This is a genomic window from Allgaiera indica (assembly GCF_900106675.1).
In the GTDB taxonomy this organism is placed as follows: domain Bacteria; phylum Pseudomonadota; class Alphaproteobacteria; order Rhodobacterales; family Rhodobacteraceae; genus Acidimangrovimonas; species Acidimangrovimonas indica.
In genome coordinates this window covers 85832-106267 of sequence record NZ_FNOB01000012.1, presented here as the reverse complement: position 1 = coordinate 106267, position 20436 = coordinate 85832, and the positions used below count along the sequence as shown (strand labels likewise).

The following is a 20436-nucleotide window of genomic DNA, read 5'->3' as shown; positions in this document are numbered from 1 at the left end:
CACGCAACCGCGCTAGGGGCGGATCAGAACCTGCAGATCGGCGACATTGGTACCGGTCGCCCCGGTGATCAGCAGATCCCCCGCCGCCTGCAGCGCGGCGTGGCTGTCGTTGCGCGCCAGCAACGCCTCCGGGTCCAGGCCCGCCCCGCGGATGCGCCCCAAAGTGCCCGCGTCGACGATCCCGCCGGCCGCGTCGGTGGGGCCGTCGCGCCCGTCGGTCCCGCCCGAAAGGAACACCCAGCCGGGCGCCCAGCCGCGGTCCCGCGCCAGCAGCGCGACCCGCAGCGCCAGTTCCTGATTGCGCCCGCCGCGTCCCGTGCCGCGCAGGACGACGGTGGTTTCTCCGCCCATCAGCCAGGTGCCCGGGCCAAGCGACGCGATCCGCGCGGCCGCCTCGGCCACGTCGCCCACCAGCGGGGCCTCGATCACCCCAGCTTCAGGCGCCGCCGACGCCATCGCCGCGACGGACCGCGGGTTGGAGCCGATCAGCCGGTTGTCGGCCTCGGGCAGGTCCAGTTGCGCGGCGGGCGCCGTCAGATGGGCGCGCACGCTTTCGGGCAGGTCATCCCAGACCCCCCGCGCCCGCAGCGCCGCAAGCGCCTCGGCCCGGGTGCCGATCGGCGCCACCGTGGGCCCCGAGGCGATCACCCGTAGATCGTCGCCGATCACATCCGACAGGATCAGCGCCGTCACACCCGCCGGCGCCGCCGCACGCAGCAACCCCCCGCCCTTGAGGCGTGAAAGCTGCTGTCGGACCAGGTTCATCTCGGTGATCTCGGCGCCCGAGGCCAGCAGCAGCCGGTTGACCTGGGCCTTGTCCTCCAGCGTCAATCCCTGCACCGGCGCCGGCAGCAGGGCCGAGCCGCCGCCCGAGATCAACGCCAGCACCCGATCGCGCGGCCCCAACTGGCCCAACAGCGCCTCGACCCGGCGCGCGGCAGCCTCGCCCTGCGCGTCGGGCACCGGGTGGCCCGCGGCCAGCACCTCCGCCCCCGGCAGGTCGGCAGCATTTTCGTAATTGGTTACCACCAGAACCGAATCGGGCCGCGCGACTGCCATCGCCGCCCGCGCCATGCCGAGCGCCGCCTTGCCCACCGCGATCACCGCAAGCCGCCCGCCGGGCGGTGCCGCGACCGGCGCCTCTTGCAGTGCCCGGCGCACCGCGCCCGATGGATCGGCGGCGGCCACGCCGGCCATGAACAACTGACGAGCGGTGTCGCGGGGGGATCTGGTGGCATCCATCATGGCGCCAACTTGCCGCCCCGCGCGGGCGCCGTCCAGCGCCATGCGCGATGCAAGATGCCGTGGGGCGAATTTCCTCTTGCAGCGCGGCAACACAGGTATTAGATCACCCCCGAACCAAAGGACGCGGGCGTAGCTCAGGGGTAGAGCATAACCTTGCCAAGGTTAGGGTCGTGAGTTCGAATCTCATCGCCCGCTCCAAATTTCCGCAGGGAAATTAGATGGTTACGAGGCCGCCGCAGGGCGGCCTTCGTCGTATTGCGGCCAGTGCATGGCGCCGGGGACATTTGCGTCGCCGATCCCGGGGTGACTGCGGCGATGGAACCGGCGGGGACCGCGGACATGACCGCGGCTCTGTCTTGCGGTGCGGATCGCACGCCGGTGCGGCCGACCGCGCTCAGGCGTCGGCAAGCACACCCACCGCAGCGTTGTCGCGGTCCCGCAGATAATCCGCGACGGCGGCGACCGTGGTCAGATCAGTCAGATCCTCCTCCGGGATCTCGAGCGCGAAGGTTTCCTCGAAAGCGACCATGAGTTCGACGCAGTCGAGACTGTCGGCGCCCAGATCCTCGGTGAAACGAGAGGAAGGGGTGACCTTCGACGGGTCGAGGTCAAGCATTTTGGCCGTGATATCGATGACTTTTGAAATGAATTTCGACATAATGCCTCCTCTGGGGGAAGGAACAGATCCAGGCCCTTATGGTAGCGGGGCCCGGTCAAATCGCCGCGGGTTTCTTTGCCCGATATTTCCGGCGCTTATCTTGGATGGCGAAATCTCGCGCACGAATCGCTTGCGGTGTCGGCAGAAACACAATCAGGGCGCGCATGTCTTGCAATGATGTCGCCGGGCGCAGGCCTTCGGCGCGGCCGGAAGACGAACGACGGCGCCCCCCCCCGGGCTGTGCGGCAACCGCGCACCGGCAGGGCCGGGGGTGAACGCCGATTGCCATGACGCGGCGCGCGGCCCCCTTCGTCTTGAGGATCACCACGGCCATGTCGGCCACGCCCGATGAAGGCTGCGAAATCATCCCCGACCACGCCGCGATCGCGCAGTGAAGGACCCGCCGTGGCCATTCCCTGGTCGGGTCGTGGCGGTCTTGCGCATTCGGCGGCACCGACCACGCCGGTATCCGCGATCCTGGTCACCGCACGATCTGCGCGGCGGTTGCGCACGCCAGCCAGGAAGGTTTCGCGGTGGGTAGCCGCCCCCGATGTTCGGCCCCTATTCGACCCGTTCGCGCACCAGCCCCGCCAGCGCGGTTCGGATCGCGTCGATTTCGCCCATCGCGTCGATACGCTGCAGCACGCCGCGTTGCGCATAATAAGAGATCAACGGCGCGGTCTGATCGTGATAGGCCGCCAACCGCGCGCCCACCGTCTCGGCCGTATCGTCGGGGCGACGCTTGAACTCGGACCCGCTGCATTTGTCGCAAGTCCCCGCCACCGCGGGCAGCTTGAAGCGGTCGTGATAGCCTTCGCCGCAGGTCGCGCAGCTATAGCGCCCCGCGACCCGCTCGACCATTGCCGCGTCGTCGACCTGCATCGAGATCGCCGCCGTCACCCGCTGCCCGGTCCGGGCCAGCAACGCATCCAGCGCCGAAGCCTGCCCCGCCGTGCGCGGAAAACCATCCAGGATCACGCCGCGCGCCACATCCGGCTCGGCCATGCGATCGCGCAGGATGTTCAACACGATTTCATCCGACACCAGCCCGCCGGCGTCCATCACCGCCTTGGCGGCCAGGCCGGCCGGGGTGCTCGCGGCGACCGCCGCGCGCAACAGATCCCCCGTCGAAAGCTGAACAAGGCCGAAAGCCTCTTCCAGCATACGCGCTTGCGTGCCCTTGCCGGCCCCAGGGGGGCCCAGCAGAATGAAGACGGCAGGTGTCGTGGTCACGGTCATGTCCTCCATGGCGGGGCCTCCGGCAATCAGCCGCGGTTCATCCGGTTCTCGATCAGTTCATCGACGACGGACGGATCGGCCAGGGTCGAGGTATCGCCCAGCGCGCCGTAATCATTCTCGGCGATCTTGCGCAGGATGCGGCGCATGATCTTGCCCGAACGCGTCTTCGGCAGCCCCGGCGCCCATTGGATCAGGTCGGGCTTGGCGATCGGCCCGATCTCGGTGCGCACCCAGCCTTCCAGCTCTGACTTGAGGCTGTCTGAGGGATCGATCCCGTTCATCAGCGTGACATAGGCATAGATGCCCTGCCCCTTGACCGGATGCGGATAGCCCACCACCGCGGCCTCGGCCACCTTGGCATGGGCGACAAGGGCCGATTCCACTTCGGCCGTGCCCATCCGGTGGCCCGAAACATTGATCACGTCGTCCACGCGCCCGGTGATCCAGTAATCGCCATCGGCATCGCGGCGGCAGCCGTCGCCGCTGAAGTAATAGCCCTTGTATTGCTCGAAATAGGTCTTCTGGAAGCGTTCGTGATCGCCCCAGACGGTGCGCATCTGCCCCGGCCAGCTGTCCTTGATCGCCAGCACCCCCTCGGTCGCGGTCTCAGTCAATTCATGCCCGTCGGTCGGGTCCAGAATCACCGGCTGCACACCGAAGAACGGCTTGGTAGCCGATCCCGGCTTGGTCGGGATCGCGCCGGGCAGCGGCGTGATCATGTGGCCGCCGGTCTCGGTCTGCCACCAGGTATCCACGATCGGACAGCGACCACGGCCGACATGTTCGTCATACCAGACCCAGGCCTCGGGATTGATCGGCTCTCCCACGGTGCCCAGCAGCTTCAGCGTGGACAGGTCGTACTTGTCCACCCATTCCGGCCCCTGCCCCATCAGCGCGCGGATCGCGGTGGGGGCGGTGTAGAACTGATTGACCTTGTGCTTGTCGCAAATCGCCCAGAAGCGGCCGGCATCCGGGTAGGTGGGCACGCCCTCGAACATCAGCGTGGTCGCGCCATTGGCCAGCGGCCCGTAGACGATATAGCTGTGCCCCGTCACCCAGCCCACATCGGCCGAGCACCAGAAGACATCCCCGTCATGATAGTCGAACGTGTATTGATGCGTCATCGCGGCAAAGACGAGATACCCGCCCGAGCTGTGCACCACCCCCTTCGGCCTGCCAGTCGAGCCCGAGGTGTAAAGGATGAACAGCGGGTCCTCGGCGTTCATCGGCCGCGCCGGGCAATCGGGGGCGACCGAGGCCATCTGCGCCTTGACGTCGACGTCGCGGCCCTCGATCCAGGTGGTCTGGTCACCGGTATGCTTGACGACAAGGCAGCGCACCTTGTCCGAGCAATGCAGAAGCGCCGCGTCGGCGTTCGATTTCAGCGCCGTCTTGCGGCCGCCACGCGGCGCGGTATCGGCGGTGATCACCACCTTGGCGCCGCAATCGTTGATCCGGTTGGCCAGCGCGTCGGGCGAAAACCCCGCGAAGACGACCGAATGAATCGCCCCGATCCGCGCGCAGGCAAGCATCGCATAGGCGGCCTCGGGGATCATCGGCATGTAGATCACCACGCGGTCGCCGCGCATCACGCCCTGGGCAAGCAGCACGTTCGCGAACCGGCAGACCTTTTCGTGCAGCTCACGGTAGGTGATGTGCTGCGCGGGATCCTCAGGGTTGTCCGGCTCGAAGATGATCGCGGTCTGCTCGGCACGGGTGGCAAGATGACGGTCGATACAGTTGGCCGCGACGTTCAGCACGCCGTCCTCGTACCAGCGGATATCGACCTTGCCGAATTCGAAGGTGGTGTTCTGGACCTTGGTATAAGGCTTGATCCAGTCCAGCCGCTTGCCCTGTTCGCCCCAGAACCCGTCTGGATCGTCGATCGACGCCTGATACATTTCCGCATAACGCGCCGCGTCGACATGCGCACCGGTGGCGAATGCCTCCGGCACGGGGTGAATTGTATGCGCTTGATCCGCCATCGATGCCTCTCCTCTCCTGCCTGCGCCCCGGGGCGCATGGCCTCATTCAGGTGCTTCCGGAACCGGAAGCCTTCATCCCGGCGCCACTCTAGCCAAACGTCAATCTGTTCGTAACCCATTTTCAGATATGGGTTTTTCTGTAAATTTATTCACTTGACCGCTGCAAAGAAAACCGGCGTTTTCACCATTTTCGGCAAAATAGCACGCAGTTTCATTACGTTACCCCCCTCCGAGCCTGCCAAGCGCGTCCCGCCACCCCAGCATTTCATGGGCGGTTCGGTCCGCCCCGTTTCGGCATCCGGCGCGACGGCCGGATCACCATTTCGCGACCCCGATACAGCGCCGCGCCACCGCACCGCGCGATTCGCTCGGCTTTCCCGATGATTGCGGCGCATGCCGACCAATCCTAAGGTGTCGGCGCGCCTGCAAGAAAGTCAAATCCCCGCTATGAGCGTTCCGCCCTCTCCGATCCGCCCCACCGACGACGCTGCCCGCACCCTGGCGCTTTCGCTGCTTCGCGACGCCCGTTTCGCGGCGTTGGCTGTCACCGATCCTTCCGGCGCCGGGCCGATGATCAGCCGCGTCGCGCTGACGCTGACACTCTCCGGGGCGCCGATGACGCTGATCTCGTCGCTGGCGGCCCACAGCGCGGCGTTGCGCGCCGATCCCCGTGCAGCGCTTCTGGTCGGTGAACCGGGGGCCCGGGGCGATCCCCTGACCCATCCCCGGCTGAGCCTTCGGGCCACGGCACGCTTCGTCGACCGCGACAGCGCCGAGCACCAGACGCTGCGCGCCCACTACCTGACGCAGCGCCCCAAGGCTGCGCTTTACGCCGATTTCGCCGATTTCAGCTTTGTGGTCTTTTCGGCCACGGGGGCCGCGCTGAACGGTGGCTTCGGCAAGGCTTTCATCCTGACGCCGGAAGATCTGCAACCGCCACCGGGGCGCTGACGCCGGCGAATCGGCCAGACATGAAAAAGGGGGCCACCACGGCCCCCTTCCCTCATGTCCCGGCGATCGCCCGCGCGGTCAGACCGGCGTATCGACCCGGATCGTGATCTGCACCTTGCCCGCCGAAGGATCGGCCCAGTTCAGGGTCACATCCTGTTTCGAAACCCCCTGCTCGATCCGCGTATAGGGCATGTCGCCGCGCCGCTCGCCCGCCGGCCCCAGGATCATGCCCTCGGCCACCAGCGCCACGACATTGCGCGCTCGCCCGTTGAACGGCAGCAGCCCCGCCGCGCTGATGGTCCACACCGTGGCGGCCGTGTTCTGGCTGTATTCCATCGTCATCGGATTCGAGATCACCTGGTTCACCGAGTTGAAGCTGTTGCCCGTCACCACGATGTTCTTGAACCGCGCATAGTTCAGGTCGGCATGGGTGGTATCCACCATCTCGACCCGGTCGATCGCGCCGTTCAGCGGCTTGAACACATTCCCCTGCATCGAGAAGCCCTGGATGAAATGGTCCGTGCCGTAGGGTTTCACCACGATCCAGCGGAAGGCCGGGTTGACGTTGATCACCGTGAAGATGTTGCCATCCACCGTCAGCCCGCCAAAGGAAAAGCCCGATGTGAAATTGGGATCGGCGTCGTATTCATTGGTCCATTCGATCGAGCAATTGTCGATGTAGTTGCCGTTGATCGTGGTCTTCACATTGGTCGAGGCCAGCACCACGCCGGCCCGGCGCACGCCATTCAGTTCGTTGTCGCCATGGAAGAAATGATTGCCCAAGATCAGGTTTCCCGCCCCGCCCAGAACCGCGAAATGGGCGAACCTGACCACGCGGTTGTGGCGCAGTTTCACGTCGTTGCCATTCGCATTCAGAACAATCGAGGTCCGGTTCTGCGCCGGCGTCGCCTGCTCGTTCGACAGGAATTGGCAATTGTCGACCAGCAGGCCCTGGTCGCCCCGGTCGATCGAGGTGATCACCCGGTCCTTGGGCTTGTTGAAGAAGCAGTCCCCGACCTGAAAGATGATCCCGTCCGGCGCCATCATGATCGCGCTGGCAATGCCCTTCAGGTTGAATTCGATGTCATGCAGCTCGAATTTCGACAGTGCCGAGAACCCCGAGAAATCCAGCACATAGCGAAAGCGGCTGAAGGTAAAGGTGCGAACGCCCGCCGCGCCGTACAGCGGCTGGCTGAGCGTCAGCGTGCCGGCGCCGATATTGCGCGCGGTGACGTAGACCTCGCGCCCCACGCCGGTGCCCTGCACCAGGCTTCCCACCTCGATCTGGGAAACATTGGCGACCGCGGTCAGCGTTCTGGGGGCAGAGGTCGCATAGGTTGCCTGCGAGGTCACCACCGAGCTGTCCCAGGCGGTCGACGTGGTCACGTCGAAGGTGCCGTTGCGCAGCACGCGGCGGATCTCGAAACCCTGGCCTGTCAGCCCCGCCACAGCGGCCACGTCGATCGGCGCATTCACCGCGATCCGGCGGCCCGACAGGTCCAGCGTTGCGTGGTCGGTGAAGGTGAACAGTGCCTGCAACGCCTTCTTGAAACCGGTCAACTCGTTGCCGAAGGCGGCCTCATAAGTTTCCAGGTCGTAATTGCGCGTCAGCGACAGGGTCGCGCTATCGGGCATGATCACGGTCCCCTCGAAGCGCACCTTGCTTTCGAACGTCACCGAACTGCCCAGGTAATAGCTGCCGGCGGACACCAGGACCGAACGTCCCTGCGACGCGGCGTCGGCGGCCTCGAAGGCGGCCGAATCGTCGGTGGTGCCGTCGCCCTTGGCGCCGAAATCGCGCACGTCGACCCAATCCATCAGCTTGCGGGCGAAAACATCCGTTGCGTCCTCGATGACGATATCGTCAATGCGCACGGTGCCGCCGTTCGGCCCGGTCAGATCCAGGCCGAAATGGCCAAAGACCGGCTGGCTGCCCCAGACCATGTCGACGCCCTGGCGGTTGCCCGCGCCGATGATCGCCGAGACCTCGACCACCTCGCCATAGGAGGTGAGCGTGACAGACGGCCCGACCTGCGCCGCCCCGGCCACGTTGTTGCCCGCGCTGTCGCCTGCCCAGGCGGCGACACGCACATCGGGCAGGTTGCCCGACACCGCCTTTATGCGCAGCTTTACCCGCAGGTACAGGCCCGTCACGATCGGCGTGTTGCCCATGTAGCGCAGGCTTTGGGTGTTGGCGGTCTTCACCATCTCGAGGCAGCCGCCGAAATCGGCATCTGCCGAGACCAGCGCGGCATTGGCCTGCCCGGCCCAGGTGGGCGAGCCCGGCGTGCCGTCAGTCCGCGACCAGGTATCCAGCCCGTTGGCAAAAGGCGGCGGCATCAGCACCAGCCCGTCGGTGATCGTGATATCCATTCAGCTTACCCCATGTTCGTTCAGCTAGGCGGGGCCGGGGCAGCCGAACAGGGCACGGTGGATGCTGGCGCACCACCGGAAGGATTCACTCTGTCCGAAAGGGCCAGCCCGACCGTCTGGCTCTCCCATGGCTACCAGAGGCTTGCTAACCGGATCTTAACCCTGCGCGCGCTGGCAGCCGTGTCCGGCACGCGCAAAAGACCTGCGGCACCTTGAGGCGGGGGGGGCTGCCGTTGCAACGCGCCGACCGGCCTACCGCCCCCGCGCCCGGTCGTCATGTTGACATGCAGCAGCATCTGCTCAAGCGTCGCCATCGCTCGCCCGTCCTTGAGGATGTACACGAAGGCATGCAGGCGTTTCTCGTCGGCATGCAACACCTGCAGCGTTTCCAGTAGCCGATCGCCCAGCGTGGCCTCGTCGCGATGCAGGATATGGGTCGTGGCGCTGGAATAGCTGTGATCGCCGGCGACGTAATTCGGCAGCGTCTCAGTTTGAATTCTAGAAACTGGATATGCAGACAGACGCTCGCATAGGAACCGAGTCAATGTGTCGGAGGGCGGCGCAGGTGATGAAGACCTCGCGGATCATGGCAAGCGGCACGGCATCCTCCCTGGGCTCCGGGCCTTTGCGCGCAATCATATCGGCTCCTCCCCTAGCCCATCGCATGATTGCGAAGCCCTTTTGCCAGATCCCGCCGCGCGGGAAAGTCTTTGGAAGACTTTTCTCAAATTCCTTCTGAAGGAATTTGGGCCGCCGCGCCCCGGCATACAGCCCGAAAAACCAAAAACCCGGCCACGGGGGCCGGGTTCTGAGAAACTCCGCGAAGGACCTCCGGACTTCAGTTCAGGCGTGTCTCGACGTCACCGATCGCCTGGTCGATCATCTCGGCCGCGCTTTCCTTGGTCATCTGCTTGGCCAGAACGTCGCCCGCGGCAGCCACCGCCACGGCGATGGCGCGGTCGCGCACTTCCTTCAGCGCCGCCTTCTCGGCCGATTCGATCTGATCTTCCGCCGCCGCGATACGCCGCGCGATCGAGGTTTGCAGATCCGCCTTGGCCTGTTCGGCCGCCGCCTGGGCCTCTTCCCGGGCCTGGGCCACGATCCGCTCGGCCTGGGCCATCACCTCTTTCTGCTTGCGCTCGTAGGAGGCCAGGATGGTCTGGGCTTCCTCGCGCAAAGCACGGGCCTCTTCCAGATCGGTCTTGATCTGGTCGGCGCGCTTGTCGAGCATCCTGGCGATCATCCCCGGCACGCCGGCATAGATCAGGATCCCGCAGAAGATCAGGAAGCCGATCAGGATGATCAGCAGCGGGTTCTGCAGCGAAAAGAACGATGGCGCGGATTGTTCGCTGCCACCCGCGGCCAGCGCCGGACCCGCCAGCAGCATCAGCGAAGGGATCAGTATCTTCTTCATCGCCCTACCCTTTCAGCCGCGCGGTGACCGCCGCGGTCACGCTGCGTGCGTCGGCCTTGCCGCCCAGCGCCGCGACCAGTTCCTTCGCGGTGTCCTTGGCGACGATGGTCACGCTATCGACCGCGCTGGCCCGGATCTCGCCGATCCGCGCCTCGGCCTCGGCGGCCTTCTTGGAGATCTGGGCGTCGGCCTCGGCCGTCGCGGCATCCAGATCGGCCTGGATCTCGGCCTTGGCCTCGGCCACGATCCGCGCCGCTTCGCTGCGGGCATCGGCCAGCGCCTGATTGTAGGCCTTCTCGGCCTCCTGCGCCTTCATCTTCAGCTCTTCGGCGGCCGCGATATCGTTGGTGATCGTGCCCTTGCGTTCGGCAAGGACCGCGCCGATGCGCGGCAACGCGACGCGGTTGAGCATCAGGTAGATGATGATCAGCGCGATCGCGAGCCAGAAGATCTGGTTCGGATAGGTCGAGAAGTCGAGCTGCGGCATCCCCGCGGCTTCCGTGGCCGGGGTCGGATGGTCTGCGGCGACCGCGGTGACCGCTGCTGCTGCTGTTGACATGACGTCCTCCTGTGCCCTGCTGTCCCGGCCGGGCGATCAGCCGCCCGACCCGCCCGCCACCGGTGCGCGGCCCATCTGGGCCCGCGACCGGATGATGGCGGGGTCGCGGGATCTTAGAGGGCGAACATCAACAGAAGCGCGACCAGGAACGAGAAGATCCCGAAGGCTTCCGCGAAGGCGATGCCGATGAACAGCATGGCGGTCTGGCCCGGCGCAGCCGACGGGTTGCGCAGGGCGCCCGACAGGAAGTTGCCGATGATGTTGCCCACGCCGATCGCGGCGCCGCCCATGCCGACGCAAGCCAGGCCGGCGCCGATGTAAAGACCCATTTGAACGATATCGCCAGTCATGTCACTTCTCCTTGGATTGGAATGGCTTGAGATTTCGGGGACCGTCAGTGCTTGGGATGCAGCGCATCTTTCAGGTAGACGACGGTCAGGATGGTGAAGACATAGGCCTGCACGAAGGCGGCCAGCAGTTCGAGCGCATACATCGCCGAGATCCCCAGGATCGACAGCGGCGAGATCAGCGCCACGGCGGCGAAGGCCGCGAAGACCTCGACCACGGCGTGACCGGCCATCATGTTGCCGCCAAGACGAATGGAATGGCTGACCGGGCGCACGAAGTAGGAAATCACCTCGATCAACGCCAGGAAGGGGCGCAGCGGCAGCGGCGCGGCGGTGACCCAGAAAAGCTGCAGAAAGCCAAGGCCATGGCGCACGAAACCGATCATGGTGACCGAGACGAAGACCAGGATCGCAAGCGTCCCGGTCACGGCGAAATGCGCGGTGGTGGCAAAGCCGATCGGCAACAAGCCCAGCGTGTTGGCAAACACCACGAACATGAAGATCGTCATGATGTAGGGGAAGAACTTCAGCCCTTCCTTGCCGGCGATGTCCTCGATCATCTTGTAGACGAAACCATAGGCGACTTCGGCCACCGACTGGGCCCGGGTCGGGATGATCGCCCGCCCCTTCGACCCCACGACCAGCAGCAGATAGACGCACAGGATCGCGATCCCCATCCACAGGGTCTGGTTGGTGGGGGTGTACCAATGGATCGTGTCCCCGCCGAACAGGGGCTTGATCAGGAACTGGTGCATCGGATGGATCGCCAGTTCCGAACCTTGCTGCGCTGCCGCCATGTCTAGCCCTCTTCGCGTTCGGCGGGTTTCTCCGCCTCTTTCTGCATCTCCTTGGCGGTGCGAAGCATGACGTTCACCCCTGCCGCGAAGCCCAACAATATGAACACCACCAGAAACAGCGGCTTGGTGCCCAGCCAGGCGTCCAGCGCGTATCCGATGACGAAGCCGATCCCCAGACCGGCCACAAGTTCCGTCACCATCCGCCAGGCATAGTTCGCCTGGCCAAGATTGGTCTCGATCCGGGGCTTCGGCTTCGGCGTCGCGGCCCGCTTCGCCTCCGCGATCCGTTCTTCCAAGCGCTTCACGCGGTCTTCGTCGGCTGGATCGGCCACCGAAATTCGCCCCCGGGATCGTTCGGGCAGGAACCTACGCAGCGCCAGCCATGGAGTCAATGCTTCACGAAGCCGAGAGATCCAAATTAAATTATTTATTTTCAGAATGTTAAATGGAGGTGCGACAAGGAGGAACCCGCCGGGAAGGTGCCCAAGGCGCGCGCCGCCGCGCCGGGACATATTCAACCATTCGGTTGACGATGGCAGGCACCCGGGGCAAGGATCGCGCATGACATCGGCCCTCGACCAGATCTTCGCCGCCCTCGCCGACCGGACGCGCCGGGCGATCCTGACGATGCTGCTGGAAGACGACATGGCCGTGACCGACGTGGCCGAGCCGTTCGAGATTTCCCTGGCCGCGATTTCGAAGCACCTGGCGATCCTGGCCGCCGCCGGTCTGATCACCCAGGAAAAGCGCGGCCGGGTGAAGTGGTGCAAGCTGGAACCCGACGCATTGCGCGACGCCTCGGTCTGGATGCAGGGCTTCGGGCAGTTCGAACCGGTGAACCTCGACGCTTTTGAGCGCTTCCTGGAGGGCGAGTTGGACCGCCCTTCCGAAGCCGGTGAAGCCCCCCCCGCCCCCTAGCGCATCCCGTCCATCAGCGCATCGCCCAGCCGGCAGTCGCGCACCACGTCGGCGCCACAGGGGCGCGGACGCAGGCTCTTGGTCAGGCAGATGCGGACCTCGTCGATCCGGCCGCGTTCGCAGGTCACGGTGACCATGTCGGGCGACAGGCCCGGATTGGCCTCCAGAAAGGCCTGCTCGACCACTTTCGCGGGCAGCTTCACGTCCTTGTGCAGGCGCTGGAAGACCTGCGGGATGCGGATGCTGTCGTAGGCGCGGCGTGCGGTGGCGAAATAGGCCGCCGCCGACAGGCCGGTGCAGCGGCCATGCTTCTTCCATTCGTGCCAGGCCAGCCCCGGCGTGCCGGTAAGATCGGCCATCGCGGCGGTCTGCGCGCGGCTGGGATCGCGCTGCGCGGTACGGCAATAGCTGGGATAACCACGCGTGTCCTGCGGCCAAAGCCCGTGCAGGGTGAACCCGAACGGCCGCGTCGACCGACATTGCGGTGAGTTGCGCGTATCGCCGGTCAAGGCACACCAGCTGGGCGACCAGGACAGTGACAGGACATAATAGTCGAACTGTCCGGCGCGCTCTCCGACCGCCTGGGCGGGCGAAGCGAACGGCGGGACCGCTCCCAGAACGATCAGCAGGGCCAGGACAAGGCGCATTTTCTCTTCCCTCCGGCGGCCAAGCGGATTATACCGGGCCGGACTTCCCCGGACATCGAGGAAATGCGGCCCCGGGCCGCAGCCGTTTCCCGGCACGGGAGAGATTTGTAAAGGAGTGGCTGAGATGAACAAGCCCCTGATGCCGAAGGCCACCGCTGTCTGGCTGGTGGACAACACGACGCTGAGCTTCAAGCAGATCGCCGATTTCTGCGGCATGCATGAGCTGGAAATCCAGGGCATTGCCGACGGCGACGTGGCGGCGGGCGTGAAGGGCTTCGACCCGATCGCGAACAACCAGCTTGACCAGATCGAGATCGAGCGCGGCAAAAAGGATCCGCAGCACAAGCTGAAGCTGAAGTTCAATCCAGCGTCCGTGGGCGAGGAAAAGCGCCGCGGTCCGCGCTACACGCCGCTGTCGAAGCGCCAGGACCGCCCTGCGGCGATCCTGTGGCTGGTGAAGTTCCACCCCGAGCTTACCGATGGTCAGGTGGGCAAACTGGTCGGTACGACGAAACCCACGATCCAGTCGATCCGCGAACGCACCCATTGGAACATCGCCAACATCCAGCCGATCGACCCTGTCGCGCTGGGTCTGTGCAAGCAGACCGAACTGGACGCAGCCGTCCAGCAGGCTGCGCGCAAGAAGGCGGCCGAGGGCTCGGTCATGACCGATGACGAACGCCGCAAGCTGGTCTCGACCGAACAATCCCTGGGCATGCCGGACGAGCCGAAGATCCCCTCGGCGATCGCCGGGCTCGAAACCTTCACCCTGGGCGGCGTCGACACCGCCGAAGAGGAAGAAAAAAGCCCCGCGGACTTCTCGGATGCGGACAGCTTCTTCAACCTTCCCGGGGGCGACGACGATGAGGACAAGGAAGACGATCAGCACTGATCGCACCACCTACCCCCCCATCCACCCCCCTCGTCCTGCGCCTGCGGCCTCCTGTCGGCCGCCCCTTGCGGCAAGCGCCTCACGCCACGCAGCCCGCACCGTTCGGGGATGCCGCTGGTGCGCTCCGCCGCGCCCCCCCCGGCCTCGCAACGCCATGCCCGCCACCCGCGCGCCAGGAAGACCAGCCAGACGCCCTCCCTGCTTTCATTGTTCCACAAATACGCCGGGGGGTGCGGGGGGCAGCCCCCCCGCCTTCGGCGCCCGCAGCCCTCAGACGCCGCGCCGGTTGCCCCAGATAAGCACATGCAACTGCGGCAGAATACGCGGAACGAACCAGCCCGCGCCCGTGGTCTGCTCAACCAGCCACAGCATCCGGTCGGCCAGGGCCTGGGGATCGACGGACCGCTCCGGATCGACCTCGGGATTGCCCGGCTGCAGATAAAGGGGAAGCTCCGGATGTCGGGCGTGGGCGGCGCGGGCCCAGGCCAGATCGGCCGCGTCGAAGATCACGATCTTCATCACCGTCCTGCCCGCCCCCGCGCCGGCCGCGACGCAATCGGCGAAGGCCTTCCAATCCACCGTCTCCTTGCTGGAGGGCGGCTTGGGCGACAGCACCAGCGTGTCGAGATCGCCGAACCACGGCCGCGCGACCGAGCCTTGGGTTTCGCAGGCAAAGCGGTAGCCCTCGGCCTTTCCGCGCGCGATCACCGGCGCGAAATCCTGGATCGCCGGATTGCCGCCCGAGATCGACACCGTCAGCGGTCGCCCGCCCGAAAGGCGCAGCACCTCGTCCCAGACCGCCTTAGGCGTCATCGGCGCCCAAGTCTCGCGCCAGGCGCTGTCGACGGCGTGCAGACTGTCGCACCAGACGCAGCGGTAATCGCAGCCACCGGCGCGGATGAACACCGTGGCCTCGCCGATCAGCGCGCCCTCGCCCTGGATCGTGGGGCCGAAGATCTCGGCGATGCGCAGCGGGCGCGGGGCGGTCATGGCCGGTACTCGGCCCAGGTCTTGGGCGTTTCGCTGACCCGCACCGCCACCGTTTCCGGCCACCGCGCGCGGCACCAGTCGTGGAAATGGCGGGCCAGGGTCTCGGCCGTCGACGGCCCGTCCAGCACGTCGTTCAGATGGCGGTGGTCGAAGCATTCGTCGATATAGGTCTTGAGCGGCGCGAGGTCATGATAGTCGCGCACGAAGCCGTCGGCGTTCAGCGCCTCTGCCGCCAGTTCCACCACCACCACATAATTGTGCCCGTGCAGGCGCGCGCATTGATGGTCGGGCGGCAGATGGCAAAGCTGGTGCGAGGCCGAGAAGGCGAATTCCTTGGCAATACGGTACATCTAGCGGCCCTCGCGCGCGGCGATCGCCTGCCGCCAGTAATCCGGATCCTCGTAGTCGGTCGGATCCGGGATGCCGGCCAGATGGAAGGCCTCGCGCCGCTCGACGCAGGTGCCGCAGCGGCCGCAATGCCGCGCCCCGCCCTTGTAGCAAGACCAGGTCTCGGCGAAGGGGGTGCCCACGCGCGCGCCCTCGGTCACGATATCGGCCTTGGTGCGATGCACGAACGGGGTGTAAAGGCGGATGTCAGCATAGCCGTCAAGCGCCGCCTTCTGCATCGTCTCGAAAGCCTCGGTGAAGGCAGGGCGGCAATCGGGATAGATGAAATGATCGCCGCCATGGACGGCGGTGGCGACCGCGTCGTCGCCGTTTGCCGCCGCCATGCCGAAGGCCACCGCCAGCATGATCGCGTTGCGGTTGGGCACCACTGTGATGCGCATGGTGTCCTCGGCATAATGGCCGTCGGGCACGTCGATGTCATCGGTCAGCGCCGAGCCGGTCAGCGCCGCGCCGATGCCGCGCATGTCGATGATATCGTGCGGCACCCCAAGCCGCGCGGCGGCACGGGCGGCGAATTCCAGCTCCTTGCGATGACGCTGGCCGTAGTCGAAGGACACCAGGCGGGTCAGATCGTGTTCGGCTGCCACCATTTGGGCCAGCGATACCGAATCCAACCCGCCAGAGCAGATGACGATGGTCTTCATGTTCGATCCCTTGTTTTGATCCCCGGGTGGGCTGCGACCGGGACAGGCGCGCCTAGCAGGCGCCGCGGTGCGCGGGAATATCGCGCGTCTGGGCCGGGGTCAATGCGGTGGATCCGACCCCCGGCACTGCACCGCCAGGGATCGCCACACGCGGCTGTCACCCCCTTTGGCGATCAGATAGCGGCCTTGCGGCTTTCATCCAGATAGATTTCGCGCAGGCGGGCCGCCACCGGGCCCGGCGTGCCGGCGCCCACCTTGGCCCCGTCGACCTCGACCACCGGCATCACGAAAGCCGAGGCCGAGGTAAAGAAGGCCTCGTCCGCCGCCTTCGCCTCTTCGATCGTGAAGGGGCGTTCCTCTACCTCCATCTGTGCCTCGCGGGCGAAGCGCAGCACCGCGGCGCGGGTGATCCCGTGCAGGATATCGGTGCCCAGGTTGCGGGTGATGATCCGGCCGCCCTTCACGATATAGGCGTTGTTCGAGGTGCCTTCGGTCACGAAGCCGTCCTCGACCAGCCAGGCATCGTCGGCGCCGGCCTTCTTGGCCATCATCTTGCCCATCGAAGGGTAAAGCAGCTGCACCGTCTTGATGTCGCGCCGGCCCCAGCGGATGTCGTCGATCGAGATCACCTTGATGCCGACCTTCGCGGCGGGGTTGTCGGCCAGCCCCGGCTTCGCCTGGGTGAACAGCACCAGCGTGGGCTTCACTTCGGGCCCGGGAAAGGCGAAATCGCGATCGCCCGGATTGCCCCGGCTGACCTGCAGATAGATCAACCCCTCGTCCAGATCGTTGCGCGCGATCAGTTCCCGGTGGATCGCCAGCAGCTCGTCCTCGGAACAGGGCGCGGCCATGTCGAGTTCCCTCAGCGAGCGCGCCAGCCGGGTGGCGTGGCCCGCGAAGTCGATCAGCTTGCCGCCCAGAACCGAGGTCACCTCATAGACCGCGTCCGACATCAGAAAGCCGCGATCGAAGATCGATACCTTTGCGTCTTCCTCGGGCAGGTAGTCGCCGTTGACATGGACGATGCGGCTCATGGCTTGGGTCCTTTCGGTTGGCACAGGGCTCAGCCCCAGAGGGCGGCGCGCGGGGGATGCACGCCCCGGCTGTCGTAATGCAGGGGCGCCTCGCGGTCTTCGGCCAGCAGAAGCGGGCCGTCAAGATCCACATAGTCCGCGCCCTGGGCCAGCAGCACCGCGGGCGCCATCGCCAGCGACGACCCGACCATGCAGCCGACCATCACCCGGTAGCCCTGCGCCCGCGCCAGATCGCGCAGCGCCAGCGCCTCGGTCAGCCCGCCGGTCTTGTCCAGCTTGATGTTGACCATGTCGTACTTGCCGGCAAGATCGGCAAGCGTCGCGCGATCGTGACAGCTTTCATCCGCGCAGACCGGGATCGGGCGGGCGATCTCGGCCAATGCCTCATCGGCGCCGGCGGGCAGCGGCTGTTCGACCAGCGCCACGCCGATCTTCTTCAGATGCGGGGCCAGATCGGCGTAGATCTCGGTGGTCCAGCCCTCGTTCGCATCGACGATGATCTTCGCGTCGGGGGCTCCGGCGCGGACCGCCGATAGGCGATGCATGTCGTCGGGCGTGCCCAGCTTGATCTTCAGTAACGGGCGATGGGCGTTCTTCGCGGCCTCGGCCCGCATCCGGTCGGGATCGTCCAGCGACAGCGTATAGGCGGTGACCATTGGCTGCGGCGCGGGCAGGCCGGCCTGATCCCACACTCGCTTGCCTGCGCGCTTTGCCTCCAGGTCCCAAAGCGCGCAATCGACGGCATTACGGGCCGCGCCGGCGGGAAGCGCCTCTTGCAACTCGCGGCGCGAGATACCTTCGGGCAGGCCCTCGATCTGGGTGGTGACGCTGTCTAGGCTTTCGCCATAGCGCGCATAGGGCACGCATTCGCCTAGGCCGGTTACGCCATCGCGCGTGATCCGGACGGTCAGCACCTTGGCCTCGGAGCGCGACCCGCGCGCGATGGTGAAGGTCTGCGCCAGACGGAAGGTTTCGGGCGTGACGGTGATCATGGGGTCTCTCCGTGGTCTTGCCGGGCGCCGCCCCCTCGGGAACCGAGAACGGCAGGCGGCGCCCGTTGGGCGGTTCAGATCGCGGCCAGCGCGTCAACCAGCAACTCCGCACCATGCCGGAACGGATCGACGGCGGGAAGCCCCATCCGCGCCTCGGTCGCGGCCAGGTAGGCGTCGGCCTCCTGCGCGCTCATGTGCTGGGTATTGACCGAAATCCCCACCACCTGACAGGCGGGGTTTGCCACCCGGGCCAACTGCAGCGCGGTGTCGCGCAGCGCCTCCAGGCTGGGCAGTTCATAGCCCGGCAGGCCACGCATGTGGTCGCGGGTGGGTTCGTGGCACAGGATCAGCGCATCGGGCTGGCCGCCATGCACCAGCGCCATCGTCACCCCCGAATAGGAGACGTGGAACAGGCTGCCCTGCCCCTCGATCAGATCCCAGTGGTCGGGGTCGTTGTCGGGCGTCAGCCATTCGATCGAACCGGCCATGAAATCGGCGATCACCGCGTCCAGGGGCACGCCTTCGCCAGTGATCAGGATGCCGGTCTGGCCGGTGGCGCGAAAGGTCGACTTCATCCCCCGCGCGCGCATCACCTTGTCCATCGCCAGTGCCGTGTACATCTTGCCGACCGAGCAATCCGTCCCCACCGCAAGGCAGCGCTTGCCGGTCCGCTTCACGCCGCTGGCGATCGGGTATTGCACGCTCGGCACCCGCACGTCGTGCAGCTTGCGGCCATGGCGCCGCGCGGTTTCGGCCAGGTCATGTTCGTCGCGCAGCAGGTTATGCAGGCCCGAGGCAATATCGAAGCCTTGTTCCAGCGCCCTGTTCAACACATCCTTCCAGCGCTCCGAAATCACCCCGCCCCGGTTCGCGACGCCGATCACCAGCGTGCGCGCGCCCGCCTCATATGCATCGGCAAGGGTCATGTCGGGCAGCTTCATATCGGCCTTGCAGCCCTCCATCCGGTATTGCCCGATCGCAAATTCCGGACGCCAGTCCTTGATGCCCTGGGCCACCTTGGCCGACAGGGCATCCGGCGCGTCGCCGAGGAAAAGAAGATAGGGGGTCTCGATCATCATGGCCTCCGCTCACATTCGCGCAAGAATGCGCGCAACTTCGGAGAATGTCTTGGATTTGTCAGCCATCCTGACCCTTTTCGCCGGAAAGATTTTGCGCAAATTCGGCCTCCTGCCGAAGAAACGTGCACCACAAAACCAACATACGCCGATCCGGCGCGGCCGGGCCCAGGATTCGCGAATTGCTGCGGATGCGATGCTGCGGCGCGAAATCGCACCTTGCGCAGGGGTGCGCAACATTCTATCACGCGAATTATACAATACGCAATTTCGTTACCGTGAGGCCCCATGAGTTTCCGCATCCAGCCCCAGCCCCCCGCCCGACCGAACCGTTGCCAGCTGTTCGGCCCGGGTTCGCGCCCGGCGATCTTCGAGAAGATGGCGGGTTCGGCGGCGGATGTGATCAATCTCGACCTAGAGGATTCGGTCTCGCCCGCCGACAAGGACACGGCGCGCGCCAACGTGATCGCGGCCACGCGCGACATCGACTGGGGCACCAAGACCTTGAGCGTGCGCATCAACGGGCTCGACACGCCCTATTGGTACCGCGACGTGATCGACCTGCTGGAGCAGGCGGACGAGCGGCTTGATCTGATCATGATCCCCAAGGTCGGCTGCGCGGCCGACCTTTACGCCGTCGACGCCCTGGTGACGGCGGTCGAGCACGCCAAGGGGCGCGAAAAGCGCCTGGGCTTCGAGGTGATCATCGAATCGGCCGCCGGCATCGCCCATGTCGAGGAAATCGCCGCGGCCTCGCCCCGGCTGCAGGCGATGAGCTTGGGCGCCGCGGATTTCGCGGCAAGCATGGGAATGCAGACCACCGGCATCGGCGGCACGCAGGAAAATTACTATATGCTACACGAAGGCACGAAACACTGGTCGGACCCCTGGCACTGGGCCCAGGCGGCGATCGTCGCGGCCTGTCGCACCCATGGGGTGCTGCCGGTCGACGGGCCGTTCGGCGATTTCTCGGATGACGAAGGCTTTCGCGCCCAGGCGCTGCGCTCGGCCACGCTGGGCATGGTCGGCAAATGGGCGATCCACCCCAAGCAGGTGGCACTGGCCAACGAGGTCTTCACCCCGTCCCAGGCCGCCGTGGCCGAGGCGCGCGAGATCCTCGCCGCGATGGCTGACGCCAAGGCACGCGGAGAGGGCGCGACCGTCTACAAGGGCCGGCTTGTGGATATCGCCAGCATCAAGCAGGCCGAGGTGATCGTGCGCCAATCCGAGATGATCGCCGGAGGTTGAACGAAATGGAGAGATTTTC

General features: G+C 65.9%; 24 protein-coding genes and 1 tRNA gene. 6 read left to right on the top strand and 19 right to left on the bottom strand.

Annotation, left to right across the window (positions count from 1 at the left end; genetic code table 11):
- Positions 1-12: 12 nt before the first annotated feature.
- Positions 13-1245 carry a glycerate kinase type-2 family protein gene (locus BLV97_RS12445; RefSeq protein ID WP_035846521.1) on the bottom strand — a complete coding sequence of 411 codons (1233 nt, stop codon included), beginning with the start codon at positions 1243-1245 and terminating at the stop codon, positions 13-15.
- A 123-nt stretch (positions 1246-1368) separates the two neighbouring features.
- On the opposite strand from BLV97_RS12445, the gene BLV97_RS12440 reads away from it, so the two are divergent.
- Positions 1369-1443, top strand: a tRNA-Gly gene (locus BLV97_RS12440).
- 196 nt (positions 1444-1639) lie between these two features.
- Here BLV97_RS12440 and acpP read toward each other — a convergent pair.
- The 4 genes from acpP to acs all read right to left on the bottom strand — a co-directional run bounded on the left by acpP (position 1640) and on the right by acs (position 5127).
- Positions 1640-1903 carry an acyl carrier protein gene (acpP, locus tag BLV97_RS12435; protein ID WP_035846468.1) on the bottom strand — a complete coding sequence of 88 codons (264 nt, stop codon included), beginning with the start codon at positions 1901-1903 and terminating at the stop codon, positions 1640-1642.
- A 55-nt stretch (positions 1904-1958) separates the two neighbouring features.
- On the bottom strand, positions 1959-2237 hold the full coding sequence (locus tag BLV97_RS20760) for a hypothetical protein (protein ID WP_143037527.1): 279 nt from the start codon (positions 2235-2237) through the stop codon (positions 1959-1961).
- Between the two features lie 227 nt (positions 2238-2464).
- Positions 2465-3151: an adenylate kinase gene (locus BLV97_RS12430; RefSeq protein ID WP_035846467.1), complete on the bottom strand. Its 687-nt coding sequence runs from the start codon at positions 3149-3151 to the stop codon at positions 2465-2467.
- Between the two features lie 17 nt (positions 3152-3168).
- Positions 3169-5127, bottom strand: a complete 1959-nt coding sequence (gene acs / locus BLV97_RS12425) for an acetate--CoA ligase (protein ID WP_051646309.1) — start codon at positions 5125-5127, stop codon at positions 3169-3171.
- Positions 5128-5574: 447 nt separating this feature from the next.
- Between acs and BLV97_RS12420 the strand changes: the two genes are divergently transcribed.
- Positions 5575-6078 (top strand): HugZ family pyridoxamine 5'-phosphate oxidase, encoded by a 504-nt coding sequence (locus tag BLV97_RS12420; RefSeq protein WP_035846466.1) that lies wholly within the window; start codon positions 5575-5577, stop codon positions 6076-6078.
- 78 nt (positions 6079-6156) lie between these two features.
- Here BLV97_RS12420 and BLV97_RS12415 read toward each other — a convergent pair whose 3' ends face one another.
- From BLV97_RS12415 to BLV97_RS12385, 7 genes are all read right to left on the bottom strand, one after another.
- Complete coding sequence (locus tag BLV97_RS12415) at positions 6157-8451, bottom strand: glycosyl hydrolase family 28-related protein (RefSeq protein WP_035846463.1); 2295 nt, start codon at positions 8449-8451, stop codon at positions 6157-6159.
- Positions 8452-8582: 131 nt separating this feature from the next.
- Positions 8583-8996, bottom strand: a complete 414-nt coding sequence (locus BLV97_RS20755; RefSeq protein ID WP_143037526.1) for a thioesterase family protein — start codon at positions 8994-8996, stop codon at positions 8583-8585.
- 293 nt (positions 8997-9289) lie between these two features.
- Positions 9290-9865, bottom strand: a complete 576-nt coding sequence (locus BLV97_RS12405) for a F0F1 ATP synthase subunit B (protein WP_035846458.1) — start codon at positions 9863-9865, stop codon at positions 9290-9292.
- 4 nt (positions 9866-9869) lie between these two features.
- On the bottom strand, positions 9870-10424 hold the full coding sequence (locus tag BLV97_RS12400) for a F0F1 ATP synthase subunit B' (RefSeq protein ID WP_035846457.1): 555 nt from the start codon (positions 10422-10424) through the stop codon (positions 9870-9872).
- A gap of 113 nt (positions 10425-10537) precedes the next feature.
- Complete coding sequence (locus BLV97_RS12395) at positions 10538-10774, bottom strand: F0F1 ATP synthase subunit C (protein WP_035846455.1); 237 nt, start codon at positions 10772-10774, stop codon at positions 10538-10540.
- Between the two features lie 44 nt (positions 10775-10818).
- A complete protein-coding gene (locus BLV97_RS12390; protein WP_035846454.1) occupies positions 10819-11568 on the bottom strand; it encodes a F0F1 ATP synthase subunit A in 750 nt (249 codons plus the stop codon).
- A gap of 2 nt (positions 11569-11570) precedes the next feature.
- Complete coding sequence (locus tag BLV97_RS12385; protein WP_035846453.1) at positions 11571-11900, bottom strand: AtpZ/AtpI family protein; 330 nt, start codon at positions 11898-11900, stop codon at positions 11571-11573.
- A gap of 229 nt (positions 11901-12129) precedes the next feature.
- Between BLV97_RS12385 and BLV97_RS12380 the strand changes: the two genes are divergently transcribed.
- Positions 12130-12486: an ArsR/SmtB family transcription factor gene (locus BLV97_RS12380; protein WP_035846452.1), complete on the top strand. Its 357-nt coding sequence runs from the start codon at positions 12130-12132 to the stop codon at positions 12484-12486.
- Here BLV97_RS12380 and BLV97_RS12375 read toward each other — a convergent pair.
- Positions 12483-13133: a ribonuclease T2 family protein gene (locus BLV97_RS12375; protein ID WP_035846447.1), complete on the bottom strand. Its 651-nt coding sequence runs from the start codon at positions 13131-13133 to the stop codon at positions 12483-12485. The two genes, BLV97_RS12380 and BLV97_RS12375, sit on opposite strands and share 4 nt — an antisense overlap.
- 124 nt (positions 13134-13257) lie before the next feature.
- Here BLV97_RS12375 and BLV97_RS12370 point away from each other — a divergent pair, with 124 nt between their 5' ends.
- Positions 13258-14025, top strand: a complete 768-nt coding sequence (locus tag BLV97_RS12370) for a DUF1013 domain-containing protein (protein WP_092164083.1) — start codon at positions 13258-13260, stop codon at positions 14023-14025.
- A 270-nt stretch (positions 14026-14295) separates the two neighbouring features.
- Here the strand turns inward: BLV97_RS12370 and queE are convergent, their stop codons facing one another.
- The 6 genes from queE to dgcN all read right to left on the bottom strand — a co-directional run bounded on the left by queE (position 14296) and on the right by dgcN (position 19169).
- Positions 14296-15015, bottom strand: coding sequence for a 7-carboxy-7-deazaguanine synthase QueE (gene queE, locus BLV97_RS12365; RefSeq protein ID WP_035846422.1), 720 nt, complete (start codon positions 15013-15015; stop codon positions 14296-14298).
- Positions 15012-15365 carry a 6-pyruvoyl trahydropterin synthase family protein gene (locus BLV97_RS21415; RefSeq protein WP_035846420.1) on the bottom strand — a complete coding sequence of 118 codons (354 nt, stop codon included), beginning with the start codon at positions 15363-15365 and terminating at the stop codon, positions 15012-15014. Before BLV97_RS21415 ends, queE begins: the two co-directional genes overlap by 4 nt.
- On the bottom strand, positions 15366-16067 hold the full coding sequence (gene queC, locus BLV97_RS12355) for a 7-cyano-7-deazaguanine synthase QueC (protein ID WP_035846418.1): 702 nt from the start codon (positions 16065-16067) through the stop codon (positions 15366-15368).
- A gap of 173 nt (positions 16068-16240) precedes the next feature.
- A complete protein-coding gene (locus BLV97_RS12350; RefSeq protein WP_035846415.1) occupies positions 16241-17101 on the bottom strand; it encodes a D-amino-acid transaminase in 861 nt (286 codons plus the stop codon).
- Positions 17102-17130: 29 nt separating this feature from the next.
- Entirely contained in the window at positions 17131-18093 is a 963-nt protein-coding gene (dgcA, locus tag BLV97_RS12345) for an N-acetyl-D-Glu racemase DgcA (RefSeq protein ID WP_035846414.1), read from the bottom strand.
- Positions 18094-18167: 74 nt separating this feature from the next.
- Positions 18168-19169, bottom strand: a complete 1002-nt coding sequence (dgcN, locus tag BLV97_RS12340; protein WP_035846445.1) for an N-acetyltransferase DgcN — start codon at positions 19167-19169, stop codon at positions 18168-18170.
- 52 nt (positions 19170-19221) lie between these two features.
- Here dgcN and BLV97_RS20750 point away from each other — a divergent pair, with 52 nt between their 5' ends.
- Both BLV97_RS20750 and BLV97_RS12335 read left to right on the top strand, forming a co-directional pair.
- Entirely contained in the window at positions 19222-19461 is a 240-nt protein-coding gene (locus BLV97_RS20750) for a hypothetical protein (RefSeq protein WP_143037525.1), read from the top strand.
- On the top strand, positions 19458-20417 hold the full coding sequence (locus BLV97_RS12335) for an L-malyl-CoA/beta-methylmalyl-CoA lyase (protein WP_035846409.1): 960 nt from the start codon (positions 19458-19460) through the stop codon (positions 20415-20417). The genes BLV97_RS20750 and BLV97_RS12335 overlap by 4 nt, the downstream gene beginning before the upstream one ends.
- Positions 20418-20436: the final 19 nt, after the last annotated feature.

Excerpts from the sequence above, each read along its gene's own strand:
- BLV97_RS12445 (WP_035846521.1), bottom strand. The coding sequence starts at position 1,245 with ATGATGGATGCCACCAGATCCCCCCGCGACACCGCTCGTCAGTTGTTC.
- acpP (WP_035846468.1), bottom strand. The coding sequence starts at position 1,903 with ATGTCGAAATTCATTTCAAAAGTCATCGATATCACGGCCAAAATGCTT.
- BLV97_RS20760 (WP_143037527.1), bottom strand. The coding sequence starts at position 2,237 with ATGGCCGTGGTGATCCTCAAGACGAAGGGGGCCGCGCGCCGCGTCATG.
- BLV97_RS12430 (WP_035846467.1), bottom strand. The coding sequence starts at position 3,151 with ATGGAGGACATGACCGTGACCACGACACCTGCCGTCTTCATTCTGCTG.
- acs (WP_051646309.1), bottom strand. The coding sequence starts at position 5,127 with ATGGCGGATCAAGCGCATACAATTCACCCCGTGCCGGAGGCATTCGCC.
- BLV97_RS12420 (WP_035846466.1), top strand. The coding sequence starts at position 5,575 with ATGAGCGTTCCGCCCTCTCCGATCCGCCCCACCGACGACGCTGCCCGC.
- BLV97_RS12415 (WP_035846463.1), bottom strand. The coding sequence starts at position 8,451 with ATGGATATCACGATCACCGACGGGCTGGTGCTGATGCCGCCGCCTTTT.
- BLV97_RS12405 (WP_035846458.1), bottom strand. The coding sequence starts at position 9,865 with ATGAAGAAGATACTGATCCCTTCGCTGATGCTGCTGGCGGGTCCGGCG.
- BLV97_RS12400 (WP_035846457.1), bottom strand. The coding sequence starts at position 10,424 with ATGTCAACAGCAGCAGCAGCGGTCACCGCGGTCGCCGCAGACCATCCG.
- BLV97_RS12395 (WP_035846455.1), bottom strand. The coding sequence starts at position 10,774 with ATGACTGGCGATATCGTTCAAATGGGTCTTTACATCGGCGCCGGCCTG.
- BLV97_RS12390 (WP_035846454.1), bottom strand. The coding sequence starts at position 11,568 with ATGGCGGCAGCGCAGCAAGGTTCGGAACTGGCGATCCATCCGATGCAC.
- BLV97_RS12380 (WP_035846452.1), top strand. The coding sequence starts at position 12,130 with ATGACATCGGCCCTCGACCAGATCTTCGCCGCCCTCGCCGACCGGACG.
- BLV97_RS12375 (WP_035846447.1), bottom strand. The coding sequence starts at position 13,133 with ATGCGCCTTGTCCTGGCCCTGCTGATCGTTCTGGGAGCGGTCCCGCCG.
- BLV97_RS12370 (WP_092164083.1), top strand. The coding sequence starts at position 13,258 with ATGAACAAGCCCCTGATGCCGAAGGCCACCGCTGTCTGGCTGGTGGAC.
- queE (WP_035846422.1), bottom strand. The coding sequence starts at position 15,015 with ATGACCGCCCCGCGCCCGCTGCGCATCGCCGAGATCTTCGGCCCCACG.
- BLV97_RS21415 (WP_035846420.1), bottom strand. The coding sequence starts at position 15,365 with ATGTACCGTATTGCCAAGGAATTCGCCTTCTCGGCCTCGCACCAGCTT.
- queC (WP_035846418.1), bottom strand. The coding sequence starts at position 16,067 with ATGAAGACCATCGTCATCTGCTCTGGCGGGTTGGATTCGGTATCGCTG.
- BLV97_RS12350 (WP_035846415.1), bottom strand. The coding sequence starts at position 17,101 with ATGAGCCGCATCGTCCATGTCAACGGCGACTACCTGCCCGAGGAAGAC.
- dgcA (WP_035846414.1), bottom strand. The coding sequence starts at position 18,093 with ATGATCACCGTCACGCCCGAAACCTTCCGTCTGGCGCAGACCTTCACC.
- dgcN (WP_035846445.1), bottom strand. The coding sequence starts at position 19,169 with ATGATCGAGACCCCCTATCTTCTTTTCCTCGGCGACGCGCCGGATGCC.
- BLV97_RS12335 (WP_035846409.1), top strand. The coding sequence starts at position 19,458 with ATGAGTTTCCGCATCCAGCCCCAGCCCCCCGCCCGACCGAACCGTTGC.